Origin of the sequence: Arsenophonus apicola (genome assembly GCF_020268605.1) — a bacterium.
In the GTDB taxonomy this organism is placed as follows: Bacteria; Pseudomonadota; Gammaproteobacteria; order Enterobacterales; family Enterobacteriaceae; genus Arsenophonus; species Arsenophonus apicola.
This window is the reverse complement of the sequence record NZ_CP084222.1, coordinates 1818402-1832425: the sequence shown is the minus strand read 5'-3', so window position 1 is coordinate 1832425 and position 14024 is coordinate 1818402. Positions and strand designations below refer to the sequence as shown.

Annotated in this window: 17 protein-coding genes; 8 read left to right on the top strand and 9 right to left on the bottom strand. The window is 38.3% G+C overall.

The features are described 5' to 3' along the window. Positions 1 to 38: 38 nt before the first annotated feature. Positions 39 to 1769 carry an arginine--tRNA ligase gene (gene argS, locus LDL57_RS08745; protein ID WP_180560705.1) on the bottom strand — a complete coding sequence of 577 codons (1731 nt, stop codon included), beginning with the start codon at positions 1767 to 1769 and terminating at the stop codon, positions 39 to 41. Positions 1770 to 2292: 523 nt separating this feature from the next. Between argS and cutC the strand changes: the two genes are divergently transcribed. Further along, the gene (gene cutC, locus LDL57_RS08740; protein ID WP_225505470.1) at positions 2293 to 3051 is read left to right on the top strand and encodes a copper homeostasis protein CutC; all 759 of its coding nucleotides are present in this window, start codon (positions 2293 to 2295) and stop codon (positions 3049 to 3051) included. Positions 3052 to 3093: 42 nt separating this feature from the next. Here the strand turns inward: cutC and cmoB are convergent, their stop codons facing one another. From cmoB to LDL57_RS08725, 3 genes are all read right to left on the bottom strand, one after another. Beyond that, positions 3094 to 4065, bottom strand: coding sequence for a tRNA 5-methoxyuridine(34)/uridine 5-oxyacetic acid(34) synthase CmoB (cmoB, locus tag LDL57_RS08735; protein ID WP_180560703.1), 972 nt, complete (start codon positions 4063 to 4065; stop codon positions 3094 to 3096). Further along, positions 4065 to 4820 carry a carboxy-S-adenosyl-L-methionine synthase CmoA gene (cmoA, locus tag LDL57_RS08730; protein ID WP_180560702.1) on the bottom strand — a complete coding sequence of 252 codons (756 nt, stop codon included), beginning with the start codon at positions 4818 to 4820 and terminating at the stop codon, positions 4065 to 4067. Before cmoA ends, cmoB begins: the two co-directional genes overlap by 1 nt. A gap of 128 nt (positions 4821 to 4948) precedes the next feature. Then, on the bottom strand, positions 4949 to 5347 hold the full coding sequence (locus tag LDL57_RS08725; protein WP_180560701.1) for an MAPEG family protein: 399 nt from the start codon (positions 5345 to 5347) through the stop codon (positions 4949 to 4951). Positions 5348 to 5619: 272 nt separating this feature from the next. On the opposite strand from LDL57_RS08725, the gene aspS reads away from it, so the two are divergent. The 7 genes from aspS to LDL57_RS08690 all read left to right on the top strand — a co-directional run bounded on the left by aspS (position 5620) and on the right by LDL57_RS08690 (position 11781). Further along, the gene (gene aspS / locus LDL57_RS08720; protein WP_180560700.1) at positions 5620 to 7383 is read left to right on the top strand and encodes an aspartate--tRNA ligase; all 1764 of its coding nucleotides are present in this window, start codon (positions 5620 to 5622) and stop codon (positions 7381 to 7383) included. Between the two features lie 5 nt (positions 7384 to 7388). After that, complete coding sequence (gene nudB / locus LDL57_RS08715; RefSeq protein ID WP_180560699.1) at positions 7389 to 7826, top strand: dihydroneopterin triphosphate diphosphatase; 438 nt, start codon at positions 7389 to 7391, stop codon at positions 7824 to 7826. A 30-nt stretch (positions 7827 to 7856) separates the two neighbouring features. Then, positions 7857 to 8600 (top strand): YebC/PmpR family DNA-binding transcriptional regulator, encoded by a 744-nt coding sequence (locus LDL57_RS08710; protein ID WP_180560698.1) that lies wholly within the window; start codon positions 7857 to 7859, stop codon positions 8598 to 8600. A gap of 89 nt (positions 8601 to 8689) precedes the next feature. Then, positions 8690 to 9211, top strand: coding sequence for a crossover junction endodeoxyribonuclease RuvC (gene ruvC, locus LDL57_RS08705; RefSeq protein WP_180560697.1), 522 nt, complete (start codon positions 8690 to 8692; stop codon positions 9209 to 9211). 71 nt (positions 9212 to 9282) lie between these two features. After that, the gene (gene ruvA / locus LDL57_RS08700) at positions 9283 to 9897 is read left to right on the top strand and encodes a Holliday junction branch migration protein RuvA (RefSeq protein ID WP_180560696.1); all 615 of its coding nucleotides are present in this window, start codon (positions 9283 to 9285) and stop codon (positions 9895 to 9897) included. 22 nt (positions 9898 to 9919) lie between these two features. Beyond that, on the top strand, positions 9920 to 10936 hold the full coding sequence (gene ruvB / locus LDL57_RS08695; RefSeq protein ID WP_225505469.1) for a Holliday junction branch migration DNA helicase RuvB: 1017 nt from the start codon (positions 9920 to 9922) through the stop codon (positions 10934 to 10936). A gap of 401 nt (positions 10937 to 11337) precedes the next feature. After that, positions 11338 to 11781: a lytic polysaccharide monooxygenase gene (locus LDL57_RS08690; protein ID WP_225505462.1), complete on the top strand. Its 444-nt coding sequence runs from the start codon at positions 11338 to 11340 to the stop codon at positions 11779 to 11781. A 56-nt stretch (positions 11782 to 11837) separates the two neighbouring features. Here the strand turns inward: LDL57_RS08690 and LDL57_RS08685 are convergent, their stop codons facing one another. From LDL57_RS08685 to LDL57_RS08670, 5 genes are all read right to left on the bottom strand, one after another. Beyond that, positions 11838 to 12311: a tyrosine-type recombinase/integrase gene (locus tag LDL57_RS08685; RefSeq protein ID WP_255653921.1), complete on the bottom strand. Its 474-nt coding sequence runs from the start codon at positions 12309 to 12311 to the stop codon at positions 11838 to 11840. 16 nt (positions 12312 to 12327) lie between these two features. Continuing rightward, the gene (locus LDL57_RS08680; protein ID WP_225505458.1) at positions 12328 to 12882 is read right to left on the bottom strand and encodes a phage integrase Arm DNA-binding domain-containing protein; all 555 of its coding nucleotides are present in this window, start codon (positions 12880 to 12882) and stop codon (positions 12328 to 12330) included. Beyond that, a complete protein-coding gene (locus tag LDL57_RS08675) occupies positions 12839 to 13081 on the bottom strand; it encodes an excisionase (protein WP_225505456.1) in 243 nt (80 codons plus the stop codon). Before LDL57_RS08675 ends, LDL57_RS08680 begins: the two co-directional genes overlap by 44 nt. A 164-nt stretch (positions 13082 to 13245) precedes the next feature. After that, positions 13246 to 13407 (bottom strand): phage antirepressor KilAC domain-containing protein, encoded by a 162-nt coding sequence (locus LDL57_RS17755; RefSeq protein ID WP_255653813.1) that lies wholly within the window; start codon positions 13405 to 13407, stop codon positions 13246 to 13248. 20 nt (positions 13408 to 13427) lie between these two features. Next, positions 13428 to 13970, bottom strand: a complete 543-nt coding sequence (locus LDL57_RS08670) for an antA/AntB antirepressor family protein (protein ID WP_255653812.1) — start codon at positions 13968 to 13970, stop codon at positions 13428 to 13430. Positions 13971 to 14024 lie beyond the last annotated feature (54 nt).

The window sequence follows — 14024 nt, the reverse complement described above, 5'->3', positions numbered from 1 at the left end:
CAGGCTGCGCTATTGGCAGCCTATCGGTTAGTTGAGAATTACATTCTTTCTACCGTTTCAATGCCTAATGTGTCTAAACCAATTTTTAAGGTTTTTTGCGTCAGGAACGCCAGTTTTAATCGGCTTTCTTTTAAAGCGTTATTTTCTGCATTCAAAATTGGGCAATGCTCATAAAAACTTGAAAATAAACCAGCCAGATCAAATAAGTAAGCACACATAATATGTGGTAAACCTTCGCGCGCAACGGTTAGTATTGTCTCTTCAAATTGTAATAAACGCGTCGCTAGAGCTTGCTCATACTCATTAGCTAACATCACCGGCGCGGTTAGCGTTGCGGGATTAATATTAGCCCGTTTAAAAATCGAGGCCACTCGGGTATAGGCATATTGCATATAAGGCGCGGTATTACCCTCAAAAGCTAACATATTGTCCCAGTCAAAAATATAATCAGTCGTACGATTTTTCGATAGATCGGCATATTTTACTGCCCCAATACCAACCGCCTGAATAATTGATTGTAACTCCTCTTCTGGCATAGCTGGATTTTTTTGCCGGATAAGATGATCTGCCCGCTCAATCGCTTCATCAAGTAAATCTGCAAGCCGGATCGTTCCGCCTGCGCGAGTTTTAAACGGTTTACCATCTTTACCGAGCATCATACCAAACATGTGATGCTCTAATGACATTGTATCAGGGATATAGCCGGCTTTACGTACAATAGTCCAAGCTTGCATGAGATGTTGATGTTGGCGTGAGTCTATATAATACAACACCCGATCGGCGTGAAGCATTTCATGACGATATTTTGCGCAGGCAATATCTGTTGTCGTATAGAGATAGCCACCATCTTTTTTCTGGATGATCACCCCCATGGCATCACCATCTTTATTCTTAAATTCATCCAGATAAACAACCATAGCGCCATCACTTTCAACGGCTAATCCTTTAGCTGTTAAATCAGCGACAATATCAGGCAGCATATTATTATATAAGCTTTCACCCATCACATCGTCTTCAGTTAGTGTGACATTTAAACGCTGATAGGTTTGCTGATTTTGCGCCAAGGTAATATCAACCAATTTGCGCCACATTTTACGACAGTATTCATCACCAGATTGCAGTTTAACCACATAATTACGTGCCAGTTCAGCAAAATTTTCATCTACATCATAATGTTTTTTAGCTTCACGATAGAAATTTTCCAGATCAGCTAAAGCCATATCGGCAGCATTTTCTTGTTGAACTTTTTCTAGGTACGCAATTAGCATACCAAACTGGGTGCCCCAATCACCAATATGATTAGCACGTATTACTTTATGACCTAAAAACTCTAATGTGCGAGCGACAGCATCGCCAATGATAGTAGAGCGTAAATGGCCCACATGCATCTGTTTGGCAACATTAGGAGCCGAATAGTCAATAATGACGGTTTGTGGCGTAACGGCGCTAATAGCTAATTTTTCATGTTGTAAAGTAAGTTCGATCTGTTTGGCTATCCATTGCTTATCAAGAAAAATATTAATAAAACCCGGCCCCGCTATTTCAACTTTACTGGCAATATTTTCCAGCTTCAGTAGCGGTAGCATTTTTTCCGCTAACTGACGGGGAGGAATGCCGATTTTTTTAGCTGCAGACATGACGCCATTAGCCTGGTAATCACCAAATTGGGCTTTTGTTGAAGGGCGGATATGTGCATCACTACCTTTAGGAGCTCCTGCGGCAATTAATGCATTACTAATTTTTTCTGAAAGAAGAGCCTGAATATTCACCTGATTACCTTAATGATGAAGATAGCTGTCGTTTTCGACTTGGTAAGCTACAGCTATGAGAGACGAGATAAAAAATAGCTGGCTTTATACCATAATTAGCTATTCACATGCTACTAATCAACTATTTGATCGATAACTCTATTGTAAAAATAATATCAGCTAGGATCTTTTTTATCATCTTGCTAAATGACCATAGAGGATTTTTGCTTTATCTAACTTTAAAAATTGTACTGGTTCAAAAATTGCTATTTTGATTAGAAATATTAATTTAAAAAATAGGCTATGTTAAGTCTCTTTATTTTCCAGATTAAAATTTATCTTCATGAAAAGTTAAAGTTATATTGAAAATTTGTTATTAAAAGTTAATAACTGGTCAGAATAAAATATTATCCTTTTTGATTAAAATTAATTACTTGTCATAATTACTGTTTGAAAAATGGGTATTTTATTTGCAGAATAGTATGCTTATTAATTGATAACTAAAAAATAGAAATAACAATAATTAATCAGAGGTGGCAGTATTATGATAACCCTTGAAATTTGCTGCTATGGGGCGGAATGTGCCCTAATTGCGCAAGAATTTGGCGCAGATCGTATTGAACTTTGTTCTAGTCCAGCTGAAGGCGGCTTAACACCAAGTTATGGTTGTTTAAAACAAACTATAGATACAGTAAGTATTCCCGTTCATCCCATTGTACGTCCCAGAGGTGGGGATTTTTGTTACAGTGATAGCGAGTTTGAAGCTATTAAACATGATATTAATTTTATCAGGCAATTAGGTTTTTCTGGTGTCGTATATGGCATATTAAATCGAGAAGGACATATTGATATACCCCGCATGCGTATCTTAAAAGCCTTATCTGGTGATATGGCCGTTACGTTTCATCGCGCTTTTGATATGTGCATTAGCCCAAAACAAGCTTACGAACAGCTGACAGAACTTGGTGTTGCGCGTATATTAACTTCAGGGCAACAGCAGAATGCGGAATTAGGCTTACCGTTATTGAAAGAATTAAATGCATTAGCTGGTAAAACCCCAAATGGGCCGATTATCATGGCAGGTGCTGGGGTGAAATTGTCAAATTTACAGAAATTTATTGATGCCGGTTTACCGGAAGTACATACCTCTGCTGGAAAAGTGATGCCATCAAGCATGAACTACCGCAAAGCAGGGGTTACGATGAGTGCCAATATGGAGATGGATGAATTTACCCATTATTGTGTAGATCGTGATGTAGTCGAAGCAATGAAAAATTTATTAACGATTACTAATAATGACTGATAGGTAAGCTTAGCACAATGACGGTATTAAATACCGTCATGTTTACCTTTTTCTAGCAATTAAAATGGCGCGTAAAGGAGCCGGATAACCTTCTACTGTCAAATGAATGTTATTGGGGTCAAGAAAGTTTGCTAATGATTCGGTTTCCATCCAGTCGGTTTTTCGCTGTTCTTGTAGGGTTGTTACTGTTTGATCAACAATATGCACATCGCAAAAACCACATTTTTCTAACCAAATTTTAAGCATTTTTGCTGATGGGAGAAAATAGACATTACGCATTTGAGCATAACGATCATTAGGTATTAAGCATTGGTTTTCATCACCCTCAATAACTAAACTTTCCAATACCAGCTCACCACCGGAAATTAATTGATTTTTTAGTTGATAGAGATGATCTAACGGTGAACGCCGGTGATAAAGCACTCCCATTGAGAATACAGTATCAAAGGCAGCGAGCATTGGTAGTTGCTCAATAGCTAGGGGCAATAGATGAGCTTGTTGATTATTGCCAATTAATTTACGTACCGCAGCAAACTGACATAAAAATAGTTGGGTAGGATCAATACCGATGACCGTTTTTGCACCTTCACCAACCATTCTCCACATGTGATAGCCATTACCGCAGCCAACATCAAGTACCAATTTATCCGTTAATGGTGAAAGATAAGGCAGGATACGTTGCCATTTCCAATCCGATCGCCATTCGCAATCAATGTTAATATCGTAGAGAGAAAACGGGCCTTTACGCCACGGCATCAGACTTTTTAGCAGTTGGATGATCCGTTGCTTCTCTTTTGGACACAGTGGGCATTGGTTTTTAGCCATCACTGCGGTTTTTAGATCTAAGTTAGTGGGCGTTATGTCGGGCAGATTTTGCACTATTTTTTGCCAACTGTTGAATTTCCCATGTTGAGTGGTTTTTTTCCATTGCTTAATTTGGCAGGGCAGTGTTTCTAGCCAGTGACTCAGCGGCCCGATTGCGATTTGTTGATAAAAATGACCAAAATCTATCATCAATCTTGACCTTTGATAGCGAGAAGTGAACCAAAATTAAAACATTGAAACCATAAATCATAATGATTAAACCCTGCAGTACGCAGACGGGTTTTATGCTTGTCGATCGTGTCGGGTAACATGGTATTTTCTAGCATATTACGTTTTTGACTTATCTCTAGTTCACTGTAGCCATTGGCGCGCTTAAAATCATAATGCATATTAAACAGTAAAGACTCAATTTCCCCATCGCTAAAATTAAATTTTTCCGATAGTACTAAGACACCACCAGGGTTTAAACCTTGGTAAATACGGTTAATTAATTGCTGTCGAGCGGCTGGAGCAATAAATTGTAAGGTAAAATTTAATACCACCATTGAGGCATTTTGCATGTTGATATCGAGAATATCACCCGCAATGATTTCAACCGGCGTATCTGCTTTATAAGCATAAACATTTCGCTGGCAACGCTCGATCATCGCGGCTGAATTATCAATAGCGATTATTTTACAATTTTCAGCCTTGATATTACGGCGAATGGATAATGTTGCTGCGCCTAATGAACAGCCGAGATCATAAATTGTGCTATTGGCTGTGACAAAACGCGTCGCGAGCATGCCAATCATAGTGATAATATTTGAATAGCCAGGAACTGAGCGTTTGATCATATCAGGAAAGACTTCGGCAACTTTATCATCAAATTGCCAGTCACCTAAGTTAGCGATAGGAGTTGCAAATAAGGTGTCTCTCTGTTTATTTAAAATATGGCTGGGCATAACTTGTGGATCAATTAAATTGCAAACGGTAATTTATTCTAACAGATTTTGTGTTAGTACATAAATTAAATCTCATTAACATGGCAAAGCCGTTAAGTATGCCCATGTTAATGAAATAAGCACTAGTCTTAAAGATCAAATGAGAAAATTTGTATCCAAGGCAAATAATAAATGTTAACCAGAATCATTAAAATCATAGAACTGAAGGTTGTTATTCGACCAAAATAGCGCCAAGTACGTTCTCTATGTTTTAGGCCAAAGTAATAAAGAATTCTGGCGATGATAAAAATTAATCCACAAAAATGAATAGCCCAAACAGGCGCGCCGTTCATCTCCATCATTAATAATAACAACATAGAGATAGGAATATACTCAATTGCATTACCCTGAACGCGTATTGCTGTTTGTAATTCACAAAAACCACCGTCACCGTAAGTAACTTGATACTGAGTTCTGAGTTTAATGACTTCCAAAGATAACTTAAGCAATATTAAAGCGCTAAATACAATGTACAGAGAACTAACCATTTTTTTCCCCAATTTTATTAAGCAAAACAGCGAAATAATGATACATCTCAAAGCTGCAACTGTTACCATAAATATAGTATTTAAATCAATAAAAAGCTTTGAGATTGGCAAAACGCTAAAAGTTATTTATCCAATATGGTTAGGCGTACTTATTTCCCAATGGAATTTTCTGTATAATAGCAATATTTTTTGGTTGCGTTTAAATAAATAGCACTAAAATGACTAGTGCAAGCGACTCTGCAAGTTAAGTATGATGAGTAAAAGGATATCGTATGCGGACAAATTATTGTGGGCAATTAGGTGTTGCTCACATCGGACAAAAAGTAACTCTCTGTGGCTGGGTGAACCGTCAGCGCAATTTAGGTAAATTAATTTTTGTCGATATGAGAGATCGCGAAGGTTTAGTTCAAGTTATTTTTGTACAGGAAAATCATGCCGAACTTTTTACTCAAGCGTCACAGTTACGTAACGAATTTTGTATCCAGATCACAGGTATGGTACGAAAACGTGAACAAATCAATAAAGAAATACCGACCGGTGAGATAGAAATTGTTGCTGAAACATTGACGATCATTAATCGTGCTGAACCGTTACCGATAGATAGTAATCAACAAAATTCCGAAGAAATTAGATTAAAATATCGTTATCTTGATTTGCGGCGGCCGGAAATGGCAACGCGCTTGAGAGAACGGGCTAAAATTACCAGTTTTGTGCGTCGTTTTATGGATGCGGAAGGTTTTGTTGATATTGAAACCCCTATTCTGACGAAAGCAACACCGGAAGGGGCGCGTGATTATCTTGTCCCAAGCCGTGTGCATAAAGGCGAATTTTATGCCTTGCCACAATCACCTCAACTTTTTAAACAATTATTGATGATGTCCGGCTTTGATCGTTATTATCAAATAGTTAAGTGTTTTCGTGATGAAGACTTACGTGCTGATCGTCAACCTGAATTTACTCAGATAGACGTAGAAACCTCTTTTATGACGGCTGAGCAAGTTCGTGAGGTGATGGAACGTTTGATCCGTCATTTGTGGCAGGAAAATAAAGGTATTGAGTTAGGTACTTTTCCTGTAATGACTTTTGCTGAGGCCATGCAGCGTTATGGCTCAGATAAACCAGACTTACGTAATCCCTTAGAATTAATTGATATTGCTGATTTGGTCAACCGCGTGGAATTTAAAGTGTTTGCTGAGGCTGCCAATGATCCGAAAGGGCGTGTGGCTGCACTTTGCGTTCCAGGGGGAGCGACACTCACGCGTAAACAACTGGATGGTTATGCTGAATTTGTTGCTATTTACGGCGCAAAAGGGTTAGCCTGGATGAAAGTCAATTCACTGGCTGAAGATCAGGCAGATATTCAAAGCCCAATCGCTAAGTTTTTGCCACAACATGTGATTGATAATTTATTAGCCCTTACCCAAGCTAAGGCAGGCGATATTTTGTTATTTGGTGCCGGCAAACAAAATGTGGTCAATGATGCGATGGGAGCGTTACGGTTGAGAGTAGGGCGTGATTTAGCAATTACCCAAAATAACAGTTGGAAACCATTATGGATTGTTGATTTTCCGATGTTTGAAGAAGATGAGCACGGTAAACTTAATGCTATGCATCATCCTTTTACTGCGCCAAAAGATTTTACGCCTGAACAATTGCAAGCCAATCCTTTAGCGGCTGTTGCGAATGCCTATGATATGGTCATAAATGGTTATGAAGTGGGTGGCGGTTCAGTGCGTATTCATCACAATAAGATGCAACAAGCTGTTTTCCAAATTCTCAATATTAGCGAGTCAGATCAGCAAGACAAATTTGGTTTCTTATTGGAGGCATTACAATATGGAACGCCGCCCCATGCCGGTTTAGCATTTGGTTTAGATAGGCTTGTTATGTTGTTAACGGGAACAGAAAACATTCGCGATGTGATTGCGTTTCCAAAAACTACCGCGGCAGCCTGTTTAATGACCGATGCCCCCAGTGTGGCAAATCCGGCCGCATTAGCGGAGTTGGCGATAACTGTTAGTGAGAAAACTAAATAAATATTATGCAATATAAACGGCCGGAATCAGTATTAGTTGTGATTTATGTGCAATCAAGTCGCCAAGTACTGATGCTACAGCGGCGTGATGATCCGGATTTTTGGCAATCAGTTACCGGTAGTCTTGAGGATAACGAAACACCAATAGAGGCAGCATTACGTGAAGTTAAAGAAGAGATAGGCATTGATATTATTAAACAGCATTTAGCGTTAGTTGATCTGCAACACAGTCTCTATTTTGATATTTTTTTAAAATTTCGCCATCGTTATGCGCCAGGTGTAACCCAATGTAAAGAGCATTGGTTTTCTTTGGCCTTGCCGCAAGAGCAGGATATTTTATTGATAGAACATTTGGCTTTTCGTTGGTTACCCGCCGCTCAAGCTGCAGCATTGACCAAGTCATGGAGTAACCGTCAGGCGATTGAAAAATTTGTTCTAAAATGATTTTTATTGACGTATTTTGGGAGATATTTCATGGCAGGTCATAGTAAATGGGCCAATACCAAACACCGTAAAGCGGCGCAAGACGCTAAACGTGGTAAAATTTTTACTAAAATTATTCGTGAACTGGTAACAGCGGCTCGTTTAGGTGGCGGTGATGCTGCATCAAATCCACGATTGCGTGCGGCGATTGATAAGGCGTTATCTAATAATATGACGCGAGATACGTTAAATCGAGCCATCGCACGTGGGGTAGGTAGTGATGAAAATGACAATCTGGAAACGATCATTTATGAAGGCTATGGCCCAGGCGGTACGGCGGTTATGGTTGAATGCTTAAGTGATAATCGTAATCGTACCGTTTCTGATGTACGCCATGCCTTTACTAAATGCGGTGGTAATTTAGGTACCGACGGCTCTGTTGCTTATTTATTTACTAAACGTGGCGTGATCTCTTATGCGCCTGGTATTGATGAAGATAGCTTGATGGAGGCGGCATTAGAGGCTGGCGCAGAAGATGTTGAATCTTATGATGATGGTGCAATCGATGTTTATACTACGCTGGAAAACTTTGGTGACGTAAAAGATGCTTTAGATGCGGTCGGTTTTAAGGCTGAAGCTGCTGAAGTGACCATGATCCCGTCAACCAGAGCAAATTTAGATGCTGATACTGCGCCTAAACTTCTGCGTTTAATAGATATGCTGGAAGATTCTGATGATGTACAAGAAGTGTATCATAATGGGGAAATTTCAGATGAAGTTGCGGCTCAGCTATAATTAAATCAACTTTTTATATTAAGAGATAGCATGCTGATTATCAGTATGCTTTTTCTTTGCATGTTTAACCTACTTTGTGAGTCAAGAATATGGCAATTATTCTTGGGATCGATCCTGGTTCTCGGATTACCGGTTATGGCGTTGTTCGGCAACTAGGTCGACAATTGATCTATTTAGGTAGTGGTTGTATACGTACTCAGGTTGACGATCTGCCAACACGCTTACAGCGGATTTATGCTGGTGTTATTGAAATCATTACTCAGTATCAACCGGATAGTTTTGCTGTCGAGCAGGTGTTTATGGCAAAAAATGCCGACTCTGCTCTAAAATTAGGTCAAGCAAGAGGAGTGGCGATTTTAGCTGCGGTTAATAACCAATTGCCGGTCTTTGAATATGCGGCCAGACAAGTAAAACAATCTGTTGTGGGCACTGGAGCGGCTGAAAAAAAACAGGTTCAGCATATGGTGTGTTCAGTATTAAAACTGTCATCGCATCCTCAAGCTGATGCTGCAGATGCTTTAGCTATTGCGATTACACATTGTCATTTTAATCAAAATTTGGTGCGAATGGGTGATCCTCGGCTATTATTGGCCAAAGGACGCTTGCGTTAACAACTGGATATAAATCCAGTATTTTTTTATAATATAAGCATTAACAGAATAACCTAAAAGAGGAAATCGATGTGATTGGTCGCTTGCGAGGCACTATTTTGGAAAAACAGCCGCCTATTGTTTTACTCGAACTAAATGGTGTAGGTTATGAAGTTCATATGCCAATGACCTGTTTTTATGAATTACCTGAAATTGGTCAGGAAGTGATTTTGTTGACTCAATTTATCGTGCGTGAAGATGCGCAGCTTCTCTATGGTTTCAATGATAAGCAAGAAAGGGCATTATTTCGTGAATTAATTAAGGTGAATGGGGTAGGTCCTAAATTAGCCCTGGCCATTTTATCCGGTATGTCGGCTTATCAATTTGTTTCTGCGATAGAGCAAGAAGACATTACTAGTTTGGTGAAATTACCTGGTGTTGGCAAAAAAACCGCAGAACGGCTGGTGGTTGAAATGAAAGACCGCTTTAAAGGACTTAATGGCGATCTATTTAATCAAAATGCGATAGATTTACCTGGCTCGTCAGTTGCAAAACAAAATAGTCACGATATTGAAGCAGAGGCCGTTGCCGCATTAATTTCTTTAGGCTATAAACCGCAAGATGCAAGCCGTATGATTGGCAGAGTTGCTAATGGAGCTACTAACTGTGAAGCATTGATCCGTGAAGCATTACGAGCCGCTCTATAAATAACAAGTATGGGACAAATCTATGATTGAGGCTGATCGTTTAGTTTCTGCTGAGAATTTACCTGATGAAGAGGTGATAGATCGCGCCATTCGGCCAAAATTACTTACTGAATATGTCGGGCAGCCTCAGGTATGCCAACAGATGGAAATCTTTATTCAGGCGGCTAAATTACGCGCTGAAGCGCTTGATCACTTACTGATTTTTGGCCCACCTGGGCTTGGTAAAACAACCTTAGCCGGTATTGTAGCAAATGAATTGGGTTCCAACTTACGCACCACCTCTGGCCCGGTGCTGGAAAAAGCGGGTGATTTAGCAGCAATGTTAACCAATTTAGAGCCAAATGATGTGCTGTTTATTGATGAAATTCACCGTTTATCGCCAGTTGTAGAGGAAATTCTTTATCCGGCAATGGAAGATTACCAACTAGATATCATGATTGGTGAAGGGCCTGCTGCGCGTTCGATTAAAATCGATTTACCCCCCTTTACTTTAGTTGGCGCAACAACCCGAGCCGGTTCATTAACATCTCCGCTAAGAGATCGTTTTGGTATTGTCCAGCGTCTAGAATTTTATAATGTTGATGATTTACAAACAATTGTCTTACGTAGTGCTCACTTTATGGGGTTAGAAATCTCTGATGGCGGTGCGAGACAGATTGCGATGCGCTCGCGAGGAACGCCACGGATAACTAATCGTTTGTTGCGGCGAGTAAGAGATTTTGCTCAAGTAAAAGGCAATGGTAATATTGATAGTGCGATCGCTGCACAGGCATTAGATATGCTTAATGTTGATTCAGCCGGTTTTGACTATCTTGATCGTAAATTATTAATAGCGATTATTGATAAATTTATGGGTGGCCCGGTAGGATTAGACAATGTGGCGGCGGCAATTGGTGAAGAAAGGGAAACTATAGAAGATGTTCTTGAACCTTTTCTTATTCAACAAGGGTTTATTCAGCGTACTCCCCGTGGAAGAATAGCGACTGATCATGCATATCGCCATTTTGGGCTTAATAGAGATCATGATGACGCTAGCTAACCTTATTAGTGGTTTAAATTTATTGCTTGGAACTTTTTAATATAATTATGCTAATTATTTTTTATAGCAGCTTAACCTAAGGTTAAGCTGCTATTAATAATATATAGCTAAAGAATAATTTATTGCTAATTAGCATTTTTTATTTTGCTGAATTATTTTTATTTTTAATGAATCACTTATTTAATTACAGTGCTATTAATGTAAATTAGTGATATTTAGTTCGAATAAGACAATAATGAGTTAATATTAATGCAATTTATAATTAACTCTTTTTTATTAATTAATTATATTATTTTCATTGATATTATGGTCGTTGTTAAATGATAATTTTACGGTAGTTTTCATTATGTCTACTAACTATTTTTTAATAAATAAAATTAGCTAATTACGGAATAAACAGAATGAAAATAAAATTATCATTTGCAATGTTATCATTAGCAATATTAGTATTAATTAGTGTTGTAAGTTTTGCTGGCGCTACTACTCTCCCCACTCCTATGCATGGTTATATCGATTTTCCTGCTAGTCGGCCTTATCTGTGTTCATTGGGTAAAAATGGTAATTGTGGTGCGGTTATGGTTGAACCTCAATCCGTTGAAGGCCGTAAGGGTTTTCCTCGTCGTGGGCCAGCTGATGGGAAAATCGCAAGTGCTGGTCATCGTTGGTTTGGTGAGTTAGATGAGCAGAGCGCAACTCGCTGGACTAAAGTTGATGTTTCGCCTGGTAAAAATACCTTCTATTGGACGTTAACTGCTCCTCATAGAACGACTGGCTGGGAGTATTTCATTACTAAACAAGATTGGGATCCTAATGCGCCTTTAGTTGCTATTATTAATTATCCTTAAAAATCAATATGATAAAACAAAATTATCACTATAAGTCACTATTCATCCATTAAAATTTAAATCTCAATCCAACTATTATTTCTATCATCTTGATATTTTGCTGTCATTGTGGCCGACTTATGTCCTAGCAGCTTTTGCGCAAAATTGCTACCCATTGTTTCAGTGTAGAGTCTAGCAGATAAGCTTCTAATTTCATGAAAAGAGGGTGGCTCACCTACCCAATTTAATTGAGAAATATCTCTGAACCTTCTAAATTCTTTTGATATTCTTTCTACTGTAATTTTATTTCCATTATTGTTAATGACAAACTCTGAATTATTCACACAATCTGCAATAGTCTTTGATAATTTAATTCCGTAAAGTTCAATATCAAGAGGGATTGCTATTTTTGCTCCTGTTTTTTGTTGGATTATCCATAATTTCCCATCATGAATATCTTTATATTTTATTTTAGAGACATCAGATACTCTTTGCCCTGTAACTAGCGCTAATTTCATAGCATGAGTTAACCAATGATGGTCATTATTTATTAAACCTAAAATAGTATTAAAATCTTCTAAAGATAATCTTGCTCTTTGAATTTTTTATTTTTGGCGTCTTTGTTGATGTCACTGGATTTATTTCTATTAGTCCTAATGATATTGCTTCTCTAAAACAATCATTTAATAAACTGCGCATTAGTTTCGCAGTTGTCATTCTTTCTTCATTAATTGATAACTGAAGAAAATCCGCAATCTGTTTCGTGGTTATGTTTTGAATCGGCGCATTAACAAATCCTTTTCTGATCACACCTATTCTTTGCTTATAGTCTTTTAATGTTTTCTCTCTTAATCCTCTTGTTTTCAATATTTCTTCATATCTATCTAAAAACTCATGAAAATAGACAGTTCCCTGTCCGTCGATCCTTTCTGTTAGTGGCTTTACTTTCTCTGCTTTCATCAATAACTGATTTGCACTAATAGCCTCGTTAATTGCATAGGCTTTGTTTCTACCCAAACCGTATTCCTTACGTGTACGTGGGTCCCTATAGGAATAATACCCGTTTCTTTTGTACAGGTTAGGGGGCAAATCCCGATTTTTTGTTTTTCTGATTCTGGTCATGGCCTATCCTTTGCAGCAACATACTTTTATGACTAACTTCGTTAATGCTGTTAACTTTGATTGCACACTCTTCAACTAAATATTCTCTTCCATCCTTGATGGGGGGAGGTTGAATTAGCCCATTTCTAACCCAACCCCTGACTGTGTCCATTCTTCTTGGTCTATCCCTCCTTGCATTCCATTCCGCTAAAGTAATCATGTTTATTTATCCTCATTCAAAAACAGATAGCCTAAGCACACATTGTTATGTGTTGAAATATGATCAGTTATGAATTATCTGTGGTAAGATTGTTGCTGTTGTGTTTGTATCCACAACATTTTCCCTGGTGTTGGCTCGCCTTGCGCGTGTCTTTTTTAGTAGCATTATTCACTAATAAGAATGGATAATTTTCCAAGTCCTTTTGGCGTAATTCTTACCTGTTCAGTTAACTTTTCCGAACCGTCATTTCTAGCAACGACAGTCACTTTGTGCTCAATTAAATCCTGCTTGATTTTATCCTGATAGCCAACCCAACTTTTTTCCACCAACACGCCAATAAATCCAATCATGTCCTTGTAACCATGAAAAAAAGTGCCTTGGGTTTCATTTGGAGTGATTTTGCCGCATCAGTGATACAAAGCGATCCTTCTGAATAACTGATTCGTTTTAGTGCTTCGACTTGCGGTTTCATTTCATCGATTTTGTGTTCTAGTGCAATAACTTTTTCTGTGTAATTGAGTAGCAGCCCTCGCATTGCTGATGGATTATTTAGTATTTCAACAGGGTTGACAGCTTCCAATGCTTTTCTTTCGCATTCAATAAAATACTGTCTGGCCTGTTTCCCTTTTTCGTTGCGCTCAACCATGGATAGCTCTTTCGCCATATTGATAGAGATTGCGTATTCTATCGAAGGTCTACCTTTTGCGGTTTTTTCCGCAAAAGTCACAAAGTCTTCGTTTTCAATGAATCCATACTTTTCAATGCGGTCTTTTATCCAATCTTTAAAATGGTTTTTTATCTCCAAAAATGAATGTAAATCTCGCGCATTAACCGTCTGTATTAATTCACCATTGATATTTTTTGTTTCGATGTTGATTAAATTTTGCATATAATGATTCCTCAAAGTTAATTGATGAATGCATACTTAGTTGATTAAGTGGAA

Excerpts from the sequence above, each read along its gene's own strand:
- ruvB (WP_225505469.1), top strand. The coding sequence starts at position 9,920 with ATGATTGAGGCTGATCGTTTAGTTTCTGCTGAGAATTTACCTGATGAA.
- LDL57_RS08725 (WP_180560701.1), bottom strand. The coding sequence starts at position 5,347 with ATGGTTAGTTCTCTGTACATTGTATTTAGCGCTTTAATATTGCTTAAG.
- cmoA (WP_180560702.1), bottom strand. The coding sequence starts at position 4,820 with ATGCCCAGCCATATTTTAAATAAACAGAGAGACACCTTATTTGCAACT.
- ruvC (WP_180560697.1), top strand. The coding sequence starts at position 8,690 with ATGGCAATTATTCTTGGGATCGATCCTGGTTCTCGGATTACCGGTTAT.
- LDL57_RS08675 (WP_225505456.1), bottom strand. The coding sequence starts at position 13,081 with ATGATTACTTTAGCGGAATGGAATGCAAGGAGGGATAGACCAAGAAGA.
- LDL57_RS08690 (WP_225505462.1), top strand. The coding sequence starts at position 11,338 with ATGAAAATAAAATTATCATTTGCAATGTTATCATTAGCAATATTAGTA.
- cmoB (WP_180560703.1), bottom strand. The coding sequence starts at position 4,065 with ATGATAGATTTTGGTCATTTTTATCAACAAATCGCAATCGGGCCGCTG.
- LDL57_RS08680 (WP_225505458.1), bottom strand. The coding sequence starts at position 12,882 with ATGACCAGAATCAGAAAAACAAAAAATCGGGATTTGCCCCCTAACCTG.
- LDL57_RS08670 (WP_255653812.1), bottom strand. The coding sequence starts at position 13,970 with ATGCAAAATTTAATCAACATCGAAACAAAAAATATCAATGGTGAATTA.
- cutC (WP_225505470.1), top strand. The coding sequence starts at position 2,293 with ATGATAACCCTTGAAATTTGCTGCTATGGGGCGGAATGTGCCCTAATT.
- nudB (WP_180560699.1), top strand. The coding sequence starts at position 7,389 with ATGCAATATAAACGGCCGGAATCAGTATTAGTTGTGATTTATGTGCAA.
- aspS (WP_180560700.1), top strand. The coding sequence starts at position 5,620 with ATGCGGACAAATTATTGTGGGCAATTAGGTGTTGCTCACATCGGACAA.
- LDL57_RS08710 (WP_180560698.1), top strand. The coding sequence starts at position 7,857 with ATGGCAGGTCATAGTAAATGGGCCAATACCAAACACCGTAAAGCGGCG.